General features: G+C 51.7%; 18 protein-coding genes and 1 other annotated feature. Of the genes, 3 read left to right on the forward strand and 15 right to left on the reverse strand.

Annotated elements, in window-relative coordinates; translation table 11 throughout:
• Positions 1-98: 98 nt before the first annotated feature.
• Complete coding sequence (locus tag CLV36_RS17805) at positions 99-221, forward strand: hypothetical protein (RefSeq protein ID WP_281257237.1); 123 nt, start codon at positions 99-101, stop codon at positions 219-221.
• Here CLV36_RS17805 and CLV36_RS04960 read toward each other — a convergent pair.
• The 6 genes from CLV36_RS04960 to CLV36_RS04985 form a co-directional block, all read right to left on the reverse strand.
• On the reverse strand, positions 218-1,264 hold the full coding sequence (locus tag CLV36_RS04960) for a rod shape-determining protein (RefSeq protein WP_102992044.1): 1,047 nt from the start codon (positions 1,262-1,264) through the stop codon (positions 218-220). The two genes, CLV36_RS17805 and CLV36_RS04960, sit on opposite strands and share 4 nt — an antisense overlap.
• Positions 1,265-1,453: 189 nt before the next feature.
• On the reverse strand, positions 1,454-2,158 hold the full coding sequence (gene radC / locus CLV36_RS04965) for a RadC family protein (protein WP_223248102.1): 705 nt from the start codon (positions 2,156-2,158) through the stop codon (positions 1,454-1,456).
• A gap of 92 nt (positions 2,159-2,250) precedes the next feature.
• The gene (locus tag CLV36_RS04970) at positions 2,251-2,841 is read right to left on the reverse strand and encodes a Maf family protein (protein WP_102992043.1); all 591 of its coding nucleotides are present in this window, start codon (positions 2,839-2,841) and stop codon (positions 2,251-2,253) included.
• Between the two features lie 174 nt (positions 2,842-3,015).
• Positions 3,016-4,239, reverse strand: coding sequence for a hypothetical protein (locus CLV36_RS04975; protein ID WP_102992042.1), 1,224 nt, complete (start codon positions 4,237-4,239; stop codon positions 3,016-3,018).
• Between the two features lie 46 nt (positions 4,240-4,285).
• Positions 4,286-5,029 carry a prepilin peptidase gene (locus CLV36_RS04980; protein ID WP_102992041.1) on the reverse strand — a complete coding sequence of 248 codons (744 nt, stop codon included), beginning with the start codon at positions 5,027-5,029 and terminating at the stop codon, positions 4,286-4,288.
• Positions 5,022-6,035, reverse strand: a complete 1,014-nt coding sequence (locus CLV36_RS04985) for a type IV pilus twitching motility protein PilT (RefSeq protein ID WP_102992040.1) — start codon at positions 6,033-6,035, stop codon at positions 5,022-5,024. The genes CLV36_RS04980 and CLV36_RS04985 overlap by 8 nt, the downstream gene beginning before the upstream one ends.
• 171 nt (positions 6,036-6,206) lie before the next feature.
• Here CLV36_RS04985 and CLV36_RS04990 point away from each other — a divergent pair, with 171 nt between their 5' ends.
• Both CLV36_RS04990 and CLV36_RS04995 read left to right on the forward strand, forming a co-directional pair.
• Positions 6,207-6,932: an ABC transporter ATP-binding protein gene (locus CLV36_RS04990; RefSeq protein ID WP_102992039.1), complete on the forward strand. Its 726-nt coding sequence runs from the start codon at positions 6,207-6,209 to the stop codon at positions 6,930-6,932.
• On the forward strand, positions 6,929-8,137 hold the full coding sequence (locus CLV36_RS04995) for an ABC transporter permease (RefSeq protein ID WP_146130597.1): 1,209 nt from the start codon (positions 6,929-6,931) through the stop codon (positions 8,135-8,137). The genes CLV36_RS04990 and CLV36_RS04995 overlap by 4 nt, the downstream gene beginning before the upstream one ends.
• Before the next feature lie 83 nt (positions 8,138-8,220).
• Here the strand turns inward: CLV36_RS04995 and CLV36_RS05000 are convergent, their stop codons facing one another.
• From CLV36_RS05000 to CLV36_RS05035, 9 genes are all read right to left on the reverse strand, one after another.
• Entirely contained in the window at positions 8,221-8,874 is a 654-nt protein-coding gene (locus CLV36_RS05000; protein WP_245888293.1) for an SCO family protein, read from the reverse strand.
• Positions 8,875-9,055: 181 nt separating this feature from the next.
• Positions 9,056-10,444 carry a UDP-N-acetylmuramate--L-alanine ligase gene (gene murC / locus CLV36_RS05005; protein ID WP_102993798.1) on the reverse strand — a complete coding sequence of 463 codons (1,389 nt, stop codon included), beginning with the start codon at positions 10,442-10,444 and terminating at the stop codon, positions 9,056-9,058.
• 20 nt (positions 10,445-10,464) lie between these two features.
• On the reverse strand, positions 10,465-11,802 hold the full coding sequence (locus CLV36_RS05010) for a bifunctional folylpolyglutamate synthase/dihydrofolate synthase (RefSeq protein ID WP_106341930.1): 1,338 nt from the start codon (positions 11,800-11,802) through the stop codon (positions 10,465-10,467).
• Positions 11,803-11,925: 123 nt separating this feature from the next.
• Positions 11,926-14,583: a valine--tRNA ligase gene (locus CLV36_RS05015; protein ID WP_106341931.1), complete on the reverse strand. Its 2,658-nt coding sequence runs from the start codon at positions 14,581-14,583 to the stop codon at positions 11,926-11,928.
• A gap of 48 nt (positions 14,584-14,631) precedes the next feature.
• Positions 14,632-14,870: a binding site (T-box leader), on the reverse strand.
• 125 nt (positions 14,871-14,995) lie between these two features.
• Positions 14,996-15,154, reverse strand: a complete 159-nt coding sequence (locus tag CLV36_RS17180) for a hypothetical protein (RefSeq protein ID WP_154986126.1) — start codon at positions 15,152-15,154, stop codon at positions 14,996-14,998.
• Between the two features lie 342 nt (positions 15,155-15,496).
• On the reverse strand, positions 15,497-16,564 hold the full coding sequence (locus CLV36_RS05020) for a phosphotransferase (RefSeq protein WP_106341932.1): 1,068 nt from the start codon (positions 16,562-16,564) through the stop codon (positions 15,497-15,499).
• Positions 16,565-16,588: 24 nt separating this feature from the next.
• The gene (locus CLV36_RS05025) at positions 16,589-17,680 is read right to left on the reverse strand and encodes a LysM peptidoglycan-binding domain-containing protein (protein WP_102992034.1); all 1,092 of its coding nucleotides are present in this window, start codon (positions 17,678-17,680) and stop codon (positions 16,589-16,591) included.
• Between the two features lie 241 nt (positions 17,681-17,921).
• The gene (gene hemL / locus CLV36_RS05030; RefSeq protein ID WP_102992033.1) at positions 17,922-19,214 is read right to left on the reverse strand and encodes a glutamate-1-semialdehyde 2,1-aminomutase; all 1,293 of its coding nucleotides are present in this window, start codon (positions 19,212-19,214) and stop codon (positions 17,922-17,924) included.
• Positions 19,215-19,397: 183 nt separating this feature from the next.
• Entirely contained in the window at positions 19,398-20,627 is a 1,230-nt protein-coding gene (locus tag CLV36_RS05035) for a pyridoxal phosphate-dependent aminotransferase (protein WP_106341933.1), read from the reverse strand.
• Positions 20,628-20,920: the final 293 nt, after the last annotated feature.

A 20,920-nucleotide genomic window follows, 5' to 3' on the forward strand; every position in this document is an offset into this window, starting at 1 on the left:
CTTCGGGGCGATTTTCATTTCTCTTCCGGCTAGCCCGCGAAAAAGGGGCGCCAATCCGCCCCCTTCCGAGCCAACCGACGACTACTAGGGCGTGTCTGGTGAATCAAGTTGGTAGGGAAGAAGCGGCGGAAAAACCTTTTCTCGAGGAGCGCCGATGCACAAGTGAAGCGAATGAGAAAATGGTTTTGGAGCCGCTGGCCTATTCATCAGACACGCTCTAGAAAAAGCGCTTGCGCCGAAAACGGTCAATCGCCGAAGTGGGTTTAAACAGCCCGATCTGCTCCAGGGCCGAACCGGTACCGACGGCCACGCAATCCAACGCGTTTTCCGCCACATGGCATTCCATGTGGGTCTCTTCACTCAAGCGGACATTCAAATTGCGCAACAAAGCTCCGCCACCCGTCAACATGATACCCCGGTCCAAGATGTCCGCCGACAATTCCGGTGGCGTTTGTTCCAATGTCTGCTTGACGGAGTCGATAATCGCCATGACGGTTTCGTTTAAGGCCTCGGCAATTTCACTCGTCGTAATCTCAATCATGCGCGGCAAGCCCGTAATCAAGTCCCGGCCTTTGATCTCCCGCGAGTCACCGCCCTGATCATCAGGGATAGCTGAGCCGATTTCCAGCTTCAGCGTTTCCGCCGTGCGCTCTCCAATCAGCAAATTGTGTTTGCGACGAATGTATTGGATGATGGCATCATCCATTTTGTCACCAGCCACCCGCAGCGAATGACAAGTCACGATCCCCCCCAAGGAGATCACCGCTACCTCCGTCGTCCCGCCACCAATGTCAACCACCATGCTTCCCGTCGCATCCCACACGGGCAAACCGGCGCCGATCGCAGCCGCCAACGGCTCTTCAATGGTGTAAGCATCCTTGGCCCCAGCTCTAACAGTCGCCTGCTCCACCGCCCGCTTTTCGACCGCGGTGACTCCTGACGGCACGCACACCATCACATTGGGTTTGCGTGGCAAAATGATGTGCTGGTCAGAAGCCTGCTTCAAAAAGTATTCAATCATCGCCGCTGTTGTATTGTAATCGGCGATCACGCCATCTTTCATCGGGCGGATAGCCACGATATTACCAGGTGTTCGCCCGATCATCGCTTTCGCTTGGTTCCCAACCGCCTTGATTTCTTCCGTTCCCACTTCCATCGCCACCACAGACGGTTCACGAACCACAATCCCTTGCCCTTTTACATAAACGAGGGTATTGGCCGTTCCCAAATCCAATCCCATATCTTTCACAAATCCGCCAAACACGGCAAGCCCCCCCTTTCATTCATTCAAAATCAAAATATTATCAAACAGAAAGCCTCTCCACATAAGCTCCTGGTATAAACCGCCCTCCACACCCGAGCAAATTCGGACAATTTCGTCAATAGGAAAACAGCACTAAGAAAACGGCTGTTAGTCAGGCGATGGCATGCGCATGATCAAAGGGATTAAAACCTACTCGGCAATCAGCCCTTTCTCTTTCATGCTGAAATACGTTTGATCCCCGATAATCAGATGGTCCACAACGTCTATGCCCAACAATTTACCGACTTCCACCAACCGCTCTGTAACCAAGAGATCCTCCGTGCTGGGCGTGGGGTCGCCGCTGGGGTGATTATGTACGCAAATGATTGCGGCGGCGCTACAGCGGATCGCTTCGTGGAAAATTTCGCGCGGATGCACAACCGAGGTGTTAAGGCTTCCTTTGAAAATGCATTTTTTGTCAATCACACGATATTTTGTGTTTAAGTATAGGCAGATGAAGTGTTCCTGTTGCAGGAAGCGGAGTTCATCCATTACGTAACAAGCTGCATCATCCGGCGACCGAATCGCATGGCGGTCTTCCGGCATCATACGTGAAATCCGCTGTCCCAACTCAATGCCAGCCATCAACTGAATGGCTTTGGCCGGCCCGATTCCGTGAATGCCCATTAACTCTTGCAACGAAAGTCGGGTCAGGCCTTTGAGCCCGCCCCCCTTGTTCAACACCCGCTGGGCCAACGTCATCACGGATTCACCCGTGCTGCCCGTGCGCAACAACAAGGCAATCAACTCCGCATTAGAGACATAATTCGGTCCTAACCGAATCATGCGTTCACGCGGCCGCTCCTCTTCTGGCACATCGCGCAGCAACATGTAATTGCGACCGGTTTCATCCATCATCTATTCCTCCTCTGCCTCTCTCCACTTCCATTTAGGAATTTGATCCCCACGGGTGTGCTCGGCAGAGTTGTTACGTTTGCATTTATCTTCTATGGTACCAACGAATAGCCCATGTCTTGGAACATTTGATCCAATTCGACCAATGAAAGTCCGACAACATTGAAATAACAGCCGTCGATCTTGTCGATCAGACATGCGCCCAAGCCTTGGATTCCATATGCGCCCGCCTTGTCGAGCGGTTCTTTCGAATTCACGTACCACGAGATTTTTTCATCTGAGAGCGACCTCATCCACACATGGGTCATGCGATGGCTGACACGTTCACGCACCACTTGGCCATCAGCCACTTCAACCAAGGCAATGCCCGTGTATACTTGATGCGCGCGGCCTTGGAGCCTGGAAAGCATCTGAACCGCTTCCCGCTCATCCCGCGGTTTGCCCAAAATCTCACCGTCACAGACCACTATCGTATCCGCGCCGATGACAAGAGCGGCATCCAACTGCCGGGCCACATCCTTGGCTTTGCGGTGCGCCAATTCCTCAGCCACTGCGCTCGGAGGGCACGAAGGGTCAAACGTTTCATCGACCTGGCTCGTTTTCACCTCAAACGGAACGCCTAAGCCCGCAAGTAACTCTCGTCTCCGTGGAGAACCGGATGCCAAAACAATTTTCGGCCGCATATCGCGTACACACCTTTCAGTGATAAGTAAAAAGTAAAAAAGAAGGATGTTCCTTTAAGGAGTGCATCCCGTCCACGGAAAAAAGCACCTCTGCGATTAAGGTGCCTTCCAACCTTGGAACAATTTAAGTTTAGCAGATGAAGAACCGCCCAACAAGCGATGGTCAACGCTTTGTCAAAATTTGTTTTCCCCTCCTTCTGCCGCCGCTTTGGCCACCCGTTCATAAGCCAATGCATATCGAACCAACCCTTCTTGAATCTGCCACAGCAACGCTTGATTAGGATGTTTGTCTGCCGTTTCCCCGCTTTGAATCGCCAAATCCAAAGCGCTGAGGCATTGGTTGAGCGACGACCGTAACGCTGGCGGCAACCCCTTTTCCATCGCGTGAAAGTCGGAGAGCATCTGTTCATATTCTTTTTTCCAAGAGGATTGAAATGCGAATGCCGGCGTCTCCGTTTGGGGATTGCCCTGTATATTGACGATGGCGGCGTTCCCCAGCTGTTGGATCAGTTGGTTTCCACGCACAAGCAAGCGGGCCAGCTGTTCCCGCTGGTTCCATTTCTCAGGCAATGTTCCGGTCATCTGCCATTCCTTTAAATACACTTCCACTTCTTTTTTTTGATAAATAGCAGAAAGTTTCAACGCTTCATCCCTTGTCCAACCCATTCCCAGGAAGATGCGGTAAGGGGGATGATCAGACATCACCGCGGCTAGCCCTTGCGTGCGATATTCCTGCACTTTCTTTTGGGCATGCTGCTTGTTTTGAAAATTCCCCGCTTGCAACATCACGACCTTTAGCGCTGGAAGGGGGCTTTCCACTTCCTTGTCCTTAGCTTTGTTCCCTTTGGCGTCCGTGAGCGGCATCTCAGCCACCATATTGCTCTTGGGCAAGTGATCATCGATCGACCGGGCCGAATGAGAGGCGTTTTCCAAAAAGAAAATCCGCAATATGGAAAAGCCCATAATCAGTCCCACCACGATCGCGGCAGCGATCGACAGCAGGAGTTGTCCCAATTTCACGTTTGACGGGCGCATTTTCAACTGTCTTTGCACAAAGGGATTGTTGGGAGAGCTCCACTCGATTACTTGTTGCTTTTTATCGGCGCGCCCCAAGGTAAAAGAAGGCGTTTGTCGAATCGGCCCGGCGATTGCTTCCTGCGACGCCTGCCACCCCTCCTTCTCTTGCGGATAAGCGGTGGTGGAGACGGGCGCCGTTCTCACTTTTTCCCATGTCACTTGTATACCTCGGGCATTGGCTTTTTCCTGCCGCTTCGAAATGGTGATCGCTTGCCCTGTTGGTTTATCCGCTTTGACAGAAGACGTTTGGGATGGATGGGGTTGGATGGTCACTTTCATGCCAGACTGCTGGGAAGAAATTCTTGGTTTTGTGTTCTCCATCGCAATGATCCGCTCCTTCAAAAATCTATTACTAGAGTTTATGAATTCATAGAGAAGATAGAACCTGAATTTCCGGCCAATCAGCAAACCAGCTAAAACCAGCGCACCATCCATTCAACCAATGACTGGCCGCGCCATCGAACAGCAGAGCAGTGATCATCCCTGCCGCCAAATGAGGAGCGTACGGCAACGGGGAACGGCCCGTCCACTGGCCGCAGGCGAGCGAGCGTCCGACCACCGTCAAAAAGGCACTCCAACTCGACAGCCACAAGGCGAAGAACAAATCCAATCCCAACAGCCAGACCGCCATCGCCAGCAACTTCACATCTCCCATACCGATCCCTTTGGTCTTCCGCCATACGAGATAGCCGACACCGTAAATACCCAGTGCCGCCAAGCTGAGCCATCCAAACGAATCTGGACGCTCAAACCAACTATGAATAGCAAAGAAGAGGCTCCCCCCCAAAGTGAGGGAATTGGGTATCAGCCAAGCCATCAAATCGGTCAGAACCACGGTGAACAAAATGGACAAAAATATGACCATGGCAAACTTGTCAGACAAAGAACGCGGCTGTTGCACCACCCACCAGACTAGACCTGCGTAAAACGCCATGATCCCCACCCGGGCATAGGCGAAAAACAATCGCTCCGCCGTCGGTCGCATCCGACGGTAAAACGCGCGCACCAGTGTATCCTCCCTCCTGCGTCGCAAAAAGCGCTCCGCACATTCCGGCAACCAATATGCTCCCATTCCCGCCGCTAACACCGCCAATCCTTCCCACTCAACCATGGGACAACAACCACTCTTCTTTCACCGCTGCACGTTCCACTTCCTTGCTTTTCATCAGAGCCTGCACGGCCATGTCCATCGTTTGCATCCCCACTTGTTGACCCGCTTGCATAATAGAATCAATTTGATGAATTTGTTCAGCCCGAATCAAGTGTTGCACCGCCCGGGTGTTTACGAGCACTTCAAACGCGGCGATCTGGTTGTTGTATCCATTGCCAGGAAATAAGCGCTGGGCGGCGATACCTAGCAAACTCATAGACAATTGCGTACGGATCAGGGTTTGCTCTTCGGCCGGAAACTGATGGATGATGCGTTGGATGGCTTGCGCAGCCCGAGCAGCGTGCATGGTGGCCATGACCAAACGCCCCGCTTCCGCCGCATACAGCGCCGCCCGAACCGCCTCTGGCTCCCTTAACTCCCCGATCATCAGCACATCGGGATCTTGCCGTAATGCCGCCTGAACACCCGATTGATAACTGTCCGTGTCCAGGCCAATCTGCCGCTGGATCACCAAGGATTGTTGGGAGCGGTGCGTATACTCAATCGGATCTTCCAACGTGATGATCAAGGAGGAGCTTGTCTGATTTTTCAGCTCCAACAGCGCGGCCAACGTCGTCGACTTGCCGCTACCCGTAGGGCCGGTGACCAGTAAAATCCCTTGCTTCTTTTGGCTTAAGCTGAGGAGCGCTTCCGGAAGGCGCAATTCCTCGGGGCTGGGAATGTCGCGCGGAAACAAACGAATGGCCAACCCTACCCCCGTCTGAAGCCGATATGCGTGGACACGCAACCGAATTTCGTCAAACTGAAAGGCAAAATCCAATTCCCGGTCACGGATCACCTTTTTATGCGCGGCCAAGAATGACCAAATCATTTTTCCTTCCACTTGTTCCTCTGCCAACAACTCCATCTTGCCCTGTATGCGCACCCGTGGAGGCTGTCCTTCCACCAAGTGAAGATCAGAAGCTTCATTTACGATGGCCAAGGATATCCAATCAGTGATTTGCATGTCTAGCTCCTCCCATGTTCCATTTATAACCAATTTCCATTGTAAGGAAAAAACAGCCAAAGAAACGTGTCTATATCAAGAAAATTTGGGCAACATCGATGTTCCCCTTGCCGGACGCGGCGTAATCGAGTAGATTAACATAAGAATCCATCCAGCTAAAGGAGCGGACTTATGCTAACTGTTCATGAATTGACTGGCGGCTATTCGCGGGTGCAACCCGTCATCCATGACTTGTCTTTTGATGTGAAACCGGGTGAAATGGTCGGCTTGATCGGTTTAAACGGAGCCGGTAAAAGCACGACGATCAAACATATCCTCGGCCTGATGACCCCAGTTGCCGGGAAAGTCACCCTCCATGGGAAAACATTGCAGGATGATCCCATTGCATTCCGCTCACAAATCGCCTACATACCGGAAACCCCACAATTTTATGAAGAACTTACCTTATGGGAGCATCTGGAGTTGACGATCCGCGCATATCGATTGGACGAAGCTGAAGCTAGCCGGCGTGCCCACGACTTGTTGGAACAATTCCGTATGGGTAAAGCCAAGCATTGGTTCCCTCACACGTTCTCCAAAGGCATGCAACAAAAAATCATGATCTTATGCGCTTTTCTCGCACAACCTGCCCTGCTGATCGTCGATGAACCTTTCGTCGGCCTCGACCCACTGGCCATCCAGACGTTACTCGATCTGTTGCAGGAAGGTAAACAGCAGGGGATGGGCATCCTGATATCGACTCATATCTTGGACATGGCAGAAAAATACTGCAACCGCTTCATCCTTCTGCATGATGGGCGCATTCGGCTAAAAGGGGATTTGCCAGCGATGCAACATACGCTCAACAAGCCCGGAGCCAGCTTGGAACAGCTGTTCATTCAGGTCGTGAAAGGGTGAATCGCTTGGAAACCTCCACTCTATTTTGGAGCCGCATGCGCAGTTCTTGGACAAAGGCATTGCGGCTGATCCGCATCATCGCAGGCGGGGGAGGCACCCCGATCATCTTGGGAATCACCATCATCGCTTTCTCATTCGGATATAACCAATTGCTGGCTTGGTTGCCTGAATCGTTTCCGTTGGCACCCGTTTTGGCCGTCATGATCGGTCTTTTCCTGACCCACCACCGCATCCGAACCTGGATTAAGCCGACTGACGCGGTGTTTCTGTTGCCCTTGGAACCTCATATGGGAAGATATTTCCGGGCGAGCTTGCTCTACACCGGCGCGGTGAAGCTCCTCCATTTGGGAGTGATCATGAGCATTTTGTATCCGTTATACCGCGCCAACCTAGGCACACTGGGAACCTATGTCGTTACTTGCTTTCTCTTGGCGGGAGTCCTTCTTCTCAATCTTGTGCAGGAATGGCAGGCGACGAGACTGACCGTCAACTCTGACGCCGGCGACTTGCGCTTATGGAAAATTTGCCGTTTTGGTTTGAACCTTCTGTTGGCCTACGACGCACTGGCATCCGAATGGTGGTTTGTGCTCTTGCCTCTCACCGCGCTGGCCATCTGGTGCTGGCAAGGGTTTCGCCTGATCCCACAAGCCCCCTATCCCTGGCAGCGTTTAAGTCGACTGGAGCAAGAAACCTTGGCCCGATATTACACCGTCGCCAATTGGTTCGTGGATATGCCCCGCTACAAACGCCCATTGCGCCAACGAAAATGGTTAATCCGCCTCGTCAACCGCTTGATCCGCGACGATGCAGTTTACCCTTACCTCTATTGGCGCACATTGGTGAGGCAGAGCGATCTGTTGGCGATGTTTGCCCGCCTCTTGGCATGGGTAATCCTGCTCTCTTTCTGCGTGCCCCATCCGTGGGTCATCACCCTGCTCACTCTCTTGGGCAACTGGATGTTTACTGTACAATTGCGGAACATTGAACATGCAGCGCATTACCCGGTCTTGTTTAAGCTCATGCCCCGACCAGCATCTGAGCGGTCACAAGCACTTCAGCAAATCGCACGGCTGTTATCAACCGCGTTTGCGTCGCTCATCGCACTGGTCGGCCTTTTGGTCGGTTGGCTGGACGGTAAGGGATTGGTCATCTATCTGATAATCAACGGCGCGGCGATTCTCTTCTTTAGCCGCACCAAAAGATAAAAGACGGGAGCGGCTACTGGCCAATCCCGTCTTTCTCATGTCAAACGATGAAAAACGACTCCGCAACAACGGAGTCGTTTTTTTCACTTCCCTTTACTCAGAGATGCAACATCTTTAGCAATTTGCGCCGCATCAGGTTGTAGGCCGTTATAGAATCGAACCACTTTTCCAGTTCCGTCAATCAGGTAAAACTGCGTAGGATGGGTGACTAACAGCGGAACGTCAGGGGAAGTTCCTTTTTGATGCGCGATTTGCGCCTTGAAAGTATCTTTTGTCACCTTGGTTATTTCTTCTAACGAATAACCTGTTAAGAGATGCCAATTGCTAAAGTCAGCACCATGTTTCTCCGCATAGGCCTTCAACACTTCTGGTTTGTCATACTCGGGATCCACGCTAAAGGAGACCAATTCCACCTGTACGCCAGCCTTTTTCAGCTCCTGTTGTACCTTGGCCATGTTGGCCGTCATCGGCGGACACACATTGGGGCAACGGGTAAAAATAAAATCAGCCAACCAGAATTTCCCTTGCAAATCCTTCAGCCCAAATGGCTTGCCCTCTTGGTTGGTGTACGTAAAATCGGGGACACGCCAATTGAGAGCGGATACATCATTATTGTTAGCGGACGCATCTTGGTTTTGGCCCGAGTCAGGAGACTCCGTCTTAGTTGGAGCACAACCAGCTACCAGCAAAAAAGCACACAAGATCAGGGAAAGTCGTCTGAATGTGAATAAATTCACAAAAAGTCATCTCCTATCTGCATCACATCGCGATGGATGCTTCTTAGTTCAACGTTTGGCAAGCAGCGCCGTCAAACGCCGCACAATCTTACTATAGCGCGATTAAACGCAACAGGGCAACCCGCATTTAAGCGGATCGCCCTGAAAGGGAATCAGGCAAAGCGTATGGATAAGTGCAAATTCATCTTTTCACGGTCCGCTTCTCCAACTCAGGCACCAAACCGTGCGAAACGCGCCAGATGTCTCCCGCGCCCATGGTCAATACGAGGTCGCCCGGCCGGACGTGATCTAAAAGATAGGCGATCACATTTTCTTTGGTATCAATGAAGCGGGTGTTGGGGTTGCTATTCTTTGTGATCAATTCGGCCAAGCGCTCGGCAGACACGCCCGGAATCGGTTGTTCACCGGCCGGGGCGTACAAGGTATTGATAATAACCTCGTCGGCCAAGGCAAACGCCCGGCTGAATTCATCCATCAACAGATGCGTGCGAGAGTAACGTTGCGGTTGGAACACCACGATCATCCGCCGCCCCAGCGCTTTAGCACCTTTCAAGGTCGCTTCGATTTCAGTCGGATGGTGGGCATAGTCATCGACAACCACAATGTCGTCCACTTCGCCAATTACTTGGAAGCGGCGTTTGGCCCCTTGAAATTGATACAGGGCAGCTGCCGCGCGTTCAAATGGCACGCCCACTTCCAAACAAGCGATGATGGCCGCCAAGGCGTTGGCTACGTTGTGGCGCCCCGGAATCCGCAGGGATACATCTCCCAGCTCCTGGCCATTTTTAACCACCGTAAACGTCATTTCGCGCTCTTGTTCGCGGATGTTGGTCGCCATATAGTCGGCTGGATGATCCAACGCATACGTGATGTAACGGCCGCGCACTTCTGGAGCAATGGCTCGGACATATGCGTCATCCCAGCACAAAATCGCCGCTCCCTCTGGGCGAACCTGGCTGGCAAATACGCGATACGCTTGTTTTAGCTTTTCGAAGTCACCTTCATAATTCTCCAAATGGTCGGGCTCAATATTGGTTACCACCGCCAAGTAGGGGAAGTATTCCAAGAAAGAGCCGTCGCTCTCGTCGGCCTCGGCCACCACATAATCGCTTTGCCCCGCTTTGGCGTTGCCTTTTAAGCTGACGATTTCCCCGCCGATGATGTATGTTGGATCGACATCGCACAATTCCAACGTTTGCGCAATCATGGAAGACGTCGTTGTTTTGCCGTGTGCGCCAGCAACAGCGATCCCTTTCTTGTCGTTTAACAAACGGGCCAGCATTTGCGAGCGGTGCAACACTTCAATCCCCTGCTCTTGGGCTGCGATGCGCTCCACATTGTTTTCCGAAATGCTTGTGGAGAATACGACCATATCCGCTCCGTTGACATTGTCGGCATGATGGCCGATGGTCACCTTAGCGCCGCGTTCAATCAGCTTTTGCACCAATGCGTTTTCCGCGACATCAGACCCGGACACTTCATACCCCAAGTCCAGCAACACACGCGCGATCGCGCTCATCCCATATCCACCAATTCCAACGAAATGCACTCTTTTCTTATCCAACAGAATCACCAGCCTTTTTTAATACCTTATTCGTCTTTTGCTTGTATCAGTAATGAGCGGGCTTCAGATACGAGATAGAGAGAACCAGCGATCACACCCAGATCGCGTTCACCCAACTCAGCCCGTAACAACGCCAGCGCCTTTTGCACAGAGGATGCACTTGACACCGACGCGGACGGATGCAGACGCCGTGCCACTTCGGCCAATTCGCGTCCCGTCATGGAGCGCGGTTGATCAGCCACTTGCGTGGTGATCACATGGTCGGCCACGTCCAACAAGGGTGCCAACATATCCTCCACCCGTTTGTCATTCATCATCGCCAAGATCAACACAAGGCGATCATAAGTATAGTGGTCACGAAGTGCGTTGACCAATGAGTGAACCCCGTCGACGTTGTGTGCACCATCCAATAAGATGCGCGGATATTCACTCACTTGTTCCAACCGGCCCGGCCAATGAACAGAAGCCAAACCGCGTTGAATATGTTCATCTTCAATTACCGTGGCATAGGCTTGGCGCAACACATCCAGCGTCATCAAGGCTGTGCCTGCGTTTTTCAGCTGGTGTTCCCCCATTAGGGACACATTGGCCGAAAGCCGACGATAAACATTGGAAAAAGTAAACGCTTGTCCTGTCTCCGCCGTCTGTTCTGCTGGCTCTATCCGATAATCGCGGCCCACTTGGTAAACCTTGCAGTTTTTCAATTGTGCCGCTTCATGAATCACAGCTTGCACTTCCGCCCGTCCCGCACCGCACACGACAGGTACCCCCGCCTTGATGATGCCCGCTTTTTCCTGCGCGATGTCCGCGAGGGATTCCCCCAACCACGCTTGGTGATCCAAACCAACCTCGGTGATCACCGAAACCAGCGGATAGCAGACATTGGTGGAATCGAGGCGGCCGCCAAGGCCGGTTTCCCACACCACAAACCAAGGAACGGCATCCTTAGCAAAGTATAAAATCGCCACAAGCGTCCAAAATTCAAACGGAGTGAGCGGGCCAGGCCCTTCCGTTCTAATCTCTTCCGCCAATGGACGCAACTGATTGGACCAATGCACGAACGCCTCATCGGAGATCGGGTTCCCATCCACTTGAATCCGTTCGCGCCATGAAAGGATATAGGGGGAAACAAACAAACCAGTCGAATATCCCGCTTCCTTAATCACCGATGCAATCATCGCCGCAGTCGACCCTTTGCCATTCGTGCCAGCGATATGAATAAATTTGCATCTTCTCTCTGGATGGCCCAGCCGCTCAAGCACCCACTCCATCCGCTCTAAACCGGGCTGGATCGCTTGCGCACAAGTTTGTTCCATCCAGTCGAACACATCACTTGGTACAGCAAATGAAGTCATTCGATCCATGACCTTCTTCCCCTTCGTTAAACAATAAAAAAACTACCTCTGTACATTTTGCATTTAAAAGGACGCTCCGTCAACAATACGGGACGGGAGGAATCTTTGGTCGTTCCTCCCGTCAACCGCCTTTTATGAACCTTTGATCTCCTGAATCCGTGCCAACACTTTCTCGCGTTTTTCCTTGTACTCTTCCCCTTTTTGCCGTTCCGCTTCCACCACATGTTCAGGTGCTTTGGCGACAAATCCCGGATTGGACAATTTCTTTTCAACGCGTTCTACTTCGGCGTTTAACTTTTTCAACTCCGCCTCCAAGCGTTTCACCGTCTGTTCCACATCAACCAGCCCCGCGAGCGGCAAGAACAGCTCAGCACCGGTCACTACCGCAGCCATCGATTTGTCGGGTCGCGCCAATGCAGGATCGATGGTCAATTGGTTCACTCCGCACAAACGCTTGATAGCCGCTTCGTTCCGTTCAAACGCCTGCCGGGTTTCCCCATCAGGACGCACCATCAATGACACTTGATGCTTAGGAGGTACTTCCATTTCAGCACGGATGTTGCGCACCGCACGGATCGTTTCGATTAACACTTGCATTTCATGAACCGCTTCTGGCGCGTCAAACGCTTCATTTACCTGAGGCCAAGCGGAAACGGTGATGCTTTCCCCTTCCACCGGCAGATGCTGCCAAATCTCTTCCGTGATGAAAGGCATCATCGGATGCAACAACCGCAATGCTTGATCCAGCACATGGGTCAGCACCGAGCGGGTCACGCGTTTGGCTTCTTCATCTTCTCCATACAGCGGTAGCTTGGCAAATTCAATGTACCAGTCGCACAGTTCATCCCAAATGAAGTTGTAGATCACACGTCCCACTTCGCCAAATTCGTACCGTTCCAACAGGCGAGTGGCGTCTTTCACTGTCTCGTTGAGTCGGTGCAAAATCCATTTGTCGGCGATGGAGAACGGCCCTTTGAGTTCCAGTTCTTCAGCCGACACCCCTTCCAAGTGCATGAGCGCAAACCGGGACGCATTCCAGATCTTGTTGGCGAAGTTGCGCGCCGCCTCCACCCGTTCAAAACGGAAGCGGAGGTCATTCCCCGGAGTACAACCAGTTGACAGCATATAGCGCATCGCATCTGCGCCATACTGGTCGATCACTTCCATCGGGTCAACGCCGTTCCCCAGAGACTTGGACATCTTTCTGCCTTCCGCATCGCGAACCAAACCGTTCATCAGCACATCTTTAAATGGAATCTGATCAGTGAATTCCAACGCCGTAAAGATCATGCGCGCTACCCAGAAGTAGATGATGTCATAACCTGTCACCAAAACATCCGTGGGGAAATAACGCTTGAGGTCGTCCGTTTGCTCAGGCCAACCCAGCGTGGAGAAAGGCCACAATGCCGAGCTAAACCATGTGTCAAGCACATCCTCGTCTTGGCGCAATGCGTTGCTTTGGCAATGCGGACAAGTGGTCGGTTCCTCTCTAGCCACAGTCATTTCACCACACTCGTCGCAATACCACGCCGGGATGCGATGCCCCCACCACAATTGGCGCGAGATGCACCAATCGCGCACGTTTTCAATCCAATTCAAGTAGATTTTCTCAAAGCGGTCAGGCACAAACTTTACGCCTTTCCCCTGTGTTTGCGCGTTGATGGCCCGTTCGGCGAGAGGCTTCATGGAAACGAACCATTGCGTGGACAGATACGGTTCGACTACGACTCCCGTCCGTTCACTGTGACCCACCGAGTGGACATGCTCCTCGATTTCAATCAACAAACCCGCCGCTTCCAAGTCTTTGACGATCTGTTTGCGGCATTCAAAGCGATCCATGCCTTGGTATTTCCCAGCCAACTCATTCATCCGACCCTCTTCATTCATCACGAGGATTTGCGGCAATTGATGGCGTTGCCCCATCTCAAAGTCGTTCGGGTCATGAGCCGGCGTGATCTTCACTGCTCCGCTACCGAATTCCGGGTCAACATACGCATCGGCGATAATCGGAATCTCCCGCTCCACGAACGGCAAGATAACTGTTTTGCCGATAAGCCCTTGATACCGCTCATCATCGGGGTGAACGGCCACCGCCACGTCACCCAACATCGTTTCGGGACGCGTTGTCGCTACTCGGATGTAGCCTGAACCATCTTTGAGCGGATATTTTAAGTGATACAACGCGCCTTTAACTTCTTTATGGATTACTTCAATATCAGACAAAGCCGTGCGAGCTTTGGGGTCCCAGTTGATGATATATTTGCCGCGATAAATGAGCCCCTTCTCATACAAGCGCACAAACACTTCTCTCACGGCGGCGGATAACCCTTCGTCCAATGTGAACCGCTCACGGCTGTAATCCAAGCTCAACCCCAATTTGCGCCACTGGTCGGCGATGTTCTGGGCGTATTCATCTTTCCATTTCCACACTTCCGCCAAGAATTTTTCCCGACCCAAGTCGTGTCGGCTGATCCCTTGCTCCCGCAACTTCGCCTCGACCCGCGCCTGGGTGGCGATGCCAGCGTGGTCCATTCCTGGCAACCACAGGGCGTCATACCCGTTCATCCGTTTGAAACGAATTAAGATATCCTGGAGCGTTACGTTCAGCGCATGGCCAATGTGTAGCTTGCCGGTGACGTTTGGCGGGGGAATGACAATCGTAAACGGCTGTTTGCTTTGGTCTTTCCCCGCTTCGAAAAACTTCCCTTCAATCCAATAGTTGTACCATTTCGTTTCCGCCTGTTTCGGGTCGTAGGCGGATGGCAAATTGCTTTTCACTGGTTCACCCATCTTACATCCTCCTCACTGTTAGACAAAATAAAAAACCTTCCGTCCCATGCAAAGGACGAAAGGTTGTTTCGCGGTACCACCTTTGTTCACCGAACCCAACTAGTCAGTTCAGTGCACTCTAGGGCCAGGTATCGGTTGGCGCCGGAACATCTTACACAGCAACACCCTTCAGATGTTCAGCTCAAGGGCGACGTTCAACGGTGTAACCTGAAGAAGCCTTCCAGCCGTGGGCTCCTCTCTCTGACAGGCTCTCTATCCCGCCTACTCTTCCCTTTCATAGCTTAATTAATCATTTATTGATTGTTTTATTATATTACAACCTTTGAATGTGAGAGTCAAACAAACGCCCAAACAAAATAAAAACGGCGATGGAGATCGCCAATGAATCATATGAGTCCAGTCCTGCCATATATCAGCGAACACCAAACGTTTGTCTGATGTGATCATACATCGCCTGAGGATCGGCCAAGAAGGTCATCAACAATACTGTCACCAGCATCAGAATACTGAGAAACACCAAAAACAAAACACCGCGATATGCTTTTTTCACCATGGTTTTTACCATACTCAACTTGAAAATCCCCTTCCTGTCAGCATCCGCTTTTGGTCCCTATAACATATTCCTATTCTCCACGTTTCGTTCACTTCTGTCTAGTCTTTCTCCCAAATCTCCAAAAAAACAAGCAACCACGCAACCTGTGGCATATAATTTGGTCATAAGCAACTTTTTTTCATTGGGCAACAAAAGATGAGGGGACGCTTGTCCCTTACCCTTTCTATACCATCTTCTATGTAAGTGAGGAGATCCTTGATGTTGGAAGTGATCTTATGGGTGCTTGCCCTTAGTTTACCATTAAAAGCCCTGCACAAACTTTTACAAAAAATAAAAAACCGGGGATAACCCCGATTCAAACTAGCGATAATTTGCCCTTTTCCTTTTCTTCTTGCGTCCGGGTTGGTGAGAGGCGACCTGGACTTTTTCCCGCTCTTCTTTTTTCTTTTTGGACGGCCACAAACTTTTCACCAGCTCCTGCATTTGTTCATGCTGGCTGATCTCGCGCTCGAAACGCTTGGTGAATTGCGGCTCTGCCATGGCGGTACGCGGTTTGTCGAAATACCGCCCTAGTGTTTTCAATATTCGCTCGGGGTATGACAAATACAAGGCCAACAACCGTTTCTCTTTGGGCTCTAACTTCCACACCCGTTCATAAGCCTCAAACAGCTTGAACGGATCTGCCTCATCATGGAGCGAAAAACGCTGGATGGCGAGAGCTACATCACGGGCTGGCGTATCTACTTGCGCGTGGTCAAAATCAATCAGATACACTTGCTCCTCGTCCTGTACCACATTGCTGGGATGAACCCTGCCATGGCAGAGAACGGCGCGCGGCAAGGAGGCGTTCTCACTTTCGCGGTAGCGTTCCAATCCCCGGATGGCAAATTGAAAGCTACGGTCCAGCTGTTCTTTGGCGCTTGCGAAGGCCTGTTCAAATGGGGAGATGAATTCGCGATCCTTCCCGTGTTTCGCATATTGATCCAACATCTCCATCTTGCGCTTCCAAGACTCGATGTCTTCTTGCCGGATGGACGGCGCCAACTCATCCAATTTTTTGCAACCTGGTTCCGTCGCCTGATGCAAACGGGCTAAAGCCCCCATCGCTTCCTCAGATGACCAGCGCTTTCCATCTGGGACAGACCGCCGCTTCCAAGGAACCATATACCAACAGGTGCCTTCCACTTCGGCCACTGGCTCCCCTTGTTTGGTCTCCATCCAAGGCAACAGATGGTTACACCCCGATTGAATTGCCTCATTCAACAGTTGGTGCAAGAGGTACAATTTTTCACGTGGGGCTCTGGAACACTTCAGCGCATATTCCCCTTCAGGCAAAGCCAGGTAGATCACGCTACCCACTTTTTCCATATACGCATCTTCATAACCGTATTGCCGCAACACTTCCCACACTAAAGCTGATCGGTCCACTGCCACTCCCCCTTTCCGTGGGCATCAACGCTTTTTGCCGTGCCAACCAAACGCAGAAATCTCTGCATGCGGACTTGGGTGTTCAGGCTGCTTGGGCACATTTAAAATCTGCCCTTCAACCAGCACGTCTGTCTGCAATCGGTTTAGCCTGATCAACTCATTAGCCGATACGTTATATCTGTTCGCCACTGTGTCAATCGTGTCATCTTTCTGGACAATAACCATTTTCATCGGCACAAACGCTTCTTCTTTTTCCCGCAACAACCAGCCGATCCAGGAAGCGTTTTCCTGCTTCTCGTCGGGTTGTGCGCCATCCGCTTGTTCCGTATCGGCTTTTTCCGAGTCATCCGAATCCGACATTTCCACCGGCTCAGGCTGTTCCCCTTCCTTGATCGACTCCGCCGTCTGTGCCTGCTTGCTCGCCTGGCGTTCACGCCAGAAGTCTTGGGGATCGACTGTCAACGCCTTTTGCTCTTCGGAATTGGCTTGCATCGACTCGATCGACTCCACCGGTTGAATCAAATGCACATCTTGCTCTTCGTGCTCGGCGTCACCCACCTGCGGATCATCAGGTGTCTCCAATTCAATCTCCACTTTGGCGTCATCAAAATCATGCTGTTGCGCAAGCGAAGCCATCGGTTGGGCCGACTGTCCCGAAAAGACCGGCAGGGATTCTTCCTCTCCGGACCGTGCCACTTCGCTAGGCGTCTCCTCATTTCTTTCAGGCAACAACCCGTCGATCATCAGAATCGCATCGATCTTCAATTCGTAAGGGGACAACACTTGATAATCAAATGCCTCCACCTCCGCCGAGATCTGGTCTTCTTCCGCGCGGTCACGCGGGAGCGTGATCTCAACCGGAATGACATAAGCCAGTTCTTGCTGATCGTCCTCTCCATTCGTATGTACATCTGGCTCACTTTCGTCTTCCCGCTGCTTGAGATAAGACCCATTCAGCCGCAGATACCCCTGGATCTTCAAATGTTGCCCTTCATCCTTGATTTCGATGTCGGGATACAAGTCCAGCTCCAGGAGGGTGTCAATGCCAGGTTGCTGTGATTGGAGGCGAACATTTTCCGATATGTCGAAACGGAGTTGGGTGAAACTGCTTTCCATATACACAATCCCTCCTTGTGAGGTTCGTGCCGTACCGCTTGACTCAACGTTCAAACACGTGGGTCATCGGTTAAGACGTTACTGTATCTATATGCGTTCAAAATGGAGTTATAACCCAACCCAGACAAGACCGGGTCTTTAAGCGGAGAGCTTGTAGGGAAAACTGCCGGAGTGATGCCGCGCAACAAAAAAAGCCTATCTTTTCGCCAACGCGAAAAGATAGGCTTTCATTAGAACAAATTTATTTTTTCAAGCGGGCCAGTGCGCGGCGGTTCGCTTCCAACGTACGGTTCAAATCCTCATCCTGATGAGCCATCGAAATAAACATGCCTTCAAATTGTGAAGGGGGAATCAGAATCCCTTCCTCCATCATCAGGCGGAAATACTCGGCAAAACGCTCCGTATCCGCTTGCTTCGCTTGGGTATAGCTCGTAACCGCCTCTCCGGTGAAAAAGAGACAGACCATCGAACCAACACGGTTGATATGGTGTGGGATGCCCGCTTCTTCCGCATTGCGGCGCAAACCCTCCTCCAAAATCCGTCCTTTGCGTTCTAACTCTTCATAAGCAGCTGGTGTCATTTCTGACAAGGTAGCATAACCGGCGGCCATGGCCAGCGGATTGCCCGACAGCGTTCCCGCTTGGTACACCGGACCAACTGGTGCGACCTGTTCCATAATCTCCTTTTTGCCACCATAAGCCCCCACCGGAAGGCCGCCGCCGATCACTTTGCCCATCGTCGTCAAATCAGGAGTGATGCCGTAGCGCCCTTGGGCCGAGTGATAACCAACCCGGAAACCGGTCATCACTTCGTCAAAAATGAGCAATGCTCCATGCTGTTCCGTCAACTCCCGCAACCCCTCAAGGAACCCAGGCTGAGGAGGAACGACGCCCATGTTTCCAGCCACCGGCTCCAAGATGACGGCGGCAATTTCTTCACCCACTTTTTCAAACACCAGCTTGACGCTATCCAAATCATTGTAAGGTACCGTCAAGGTGTGCTGAGCGATATTCTCGGGCACGCCGGGGCTGTCCGGCAAGCCCAAGGTGGCCACGCCGGAGCCAGCTTTAATGAGCAGGCTGTCGGAATGTCCGTGATAGCTTCCTTCAAATTTGAGGATCTTGTTGCGTCCGGTGTATGCGCGAGCCAAACGCAAGGCACTCATCGTGGCCTCCGTTCCCGAGTTGACCATGCGCACAATCTCAACCGATGGCATGCGTTCAACCACTGTCTCAGCCATCAAGGTCTCCAATTCGGTCGGAGCACCAAAGCTGGTTCCCTTCTCCGCAGTCGTTTTGATAGCTTCCACCACTTTAGGGTGAGCATGCCCCAAAATGAGAGGCCCCCATGAACCGATGTAATCGATGTATTCGTTTCCGTCCACATCCACCACTTTGGAACCGAACCCGCGCTCAACAAACACCGGATTCATCTTCACTGATCTAAATGCGCGAACCGGACTGTTCACTCCGCCTGGAATCACTTGTTGGGCTTGCCGGTAATTCGCGATGGAACGATCATATCCTTTATGCATCCATATCACTACCTTTTATGTAAAACTCTTCACAAACATATTGTACCTCAAATAAAGCAAACCCATCTAATGGAAAAGCGACTTTTTTGAGAAAATGGGAGCTTCGCCCGTAAACCGGCCCGCTCCCATCTATGATGTAAGTCTGATCAAGCTATTGAGGAGTATCGGGTGCAGCCGATAACCTCACTCTACTAGATTGACCGGCATTCCGGCGCTTGCCTCCACCTCGTCCCCGCCGAAGAACGCCCGCAATTGGCGAAACACGTCCTTAGAACGCTGGATTTGTTCCAGCGACACACTGAAGGACACGCGGAAATGACCCGCTCGGCCAAATTGGCTACCCGGCACAACCAAGAGATGGAACCGCTCCATCGCTTCCATGCAAAAAGCCACGTCATCGGGAATGGGCGACTTCGGAAAGATAAAAAATCCCCCTTGCGGCGGGAGAAACGAAAAGCCCGCTTCCCGCAGGATATCAGACATCATCTCGCTACGAAGCCGATAAGGAGAAGCATCCACTTCTAGACTACCCATACCGGCGATAGCCCGTTGCATCAGCATCGGAGCGTGCAAAAATCCCATCACCCGGTTGCAGTAAGCCAGCGCAGCCGCAAGCAAATCCTTGTGCTCAAATGCTTCATTGAGCGCAATATAACCGACCCGTTCCCCGGCGAGTCCCAATTCTTTGCTGAAGGAACCAACAAAAATCACACGGTCGCTGGCGGAAAACGGATTAGCGTATGTGCCACCAAAGGTCAATTGGTCATAAGGGGAGTCATACACCAAAAACAGCTGGCGCCCTGTCTCTGCTTCCCACTCAGCCATCATCCGGCCCAATTGCGACAGGTTCTCCTGTGAAAACACTTTGCCGGTCGGATTGTGGGGTGAATTGACCATGATCGCTTTCGTCTTGTCCGTAAGCGCCTCTTTAACGCAGTCGATGTCGATATCAAAAGACTCCTCCGTCAGCGGAACGATGGTGCAGGCTCCACCGAAGTTGGTCACATACCGCTCGTATTCCAAAAAATACGGAGCCAGTAATACCACTTCATCACCGGGGTTCAATATACTTCTAAACACCAGGTTCAGCGCTCCCGCCGCCCCCGATGTCATTACTACATGTGCCGGTGAGAATCCAGTTTGATAGCGGTTGGCCAAGTAAGCGGCAATGCGCTCCCGGGCTTCATACAACCCTTGATAATCACCATAAGAATGCTTGCCGGCCAGAGGTTCATCCACAACCTGGCGCAAGGACTGATAAAAGGCTTCCGGTGGCTCCAAGGCAGGGCCACCAATGGAAAAGTCAAACACATGCTCCTCACCATGCAACTGTTTCAATCTCTTCCCTTCTTGAAACATGACGCGAATCCAAGAATGCTCATTGAGTGAATTGGCAATGTCATGGGAAATCATCGTATTCTCCTTTTACCGTCTTTTGCGGATAGGTATGGGCAGGCAACCGCACAACATCGCTTGTCCCACCCTCTTACCACTAGCAGAATGGTCAGACGAATCCGACTTAATATCAAATCATACCGCATAACCATCTGCTTATCCAGAACCTCTTACAAAAAAATATCTCCCCTTGTGATTCCGCCGACATTTCCTATAAAACGTGCAATCAAAAAACGAGCCTCTGTTTTCCAGGAGGCCCGTCATGCGGCTGGACTCTTGGCTAAAGTCCAGCCATCCTTTATGCATTTGCT

The organism is Laceyella sediminis (genome assembly GCF_003003125.1).
Taxonomy (GTDB): domain Bacteria; phylum Bacillota; class Bacilli; order Thermoactinomycetales; family Thermoactinomycetaceae; genus Laceyella; species Laceyella tengchongensis.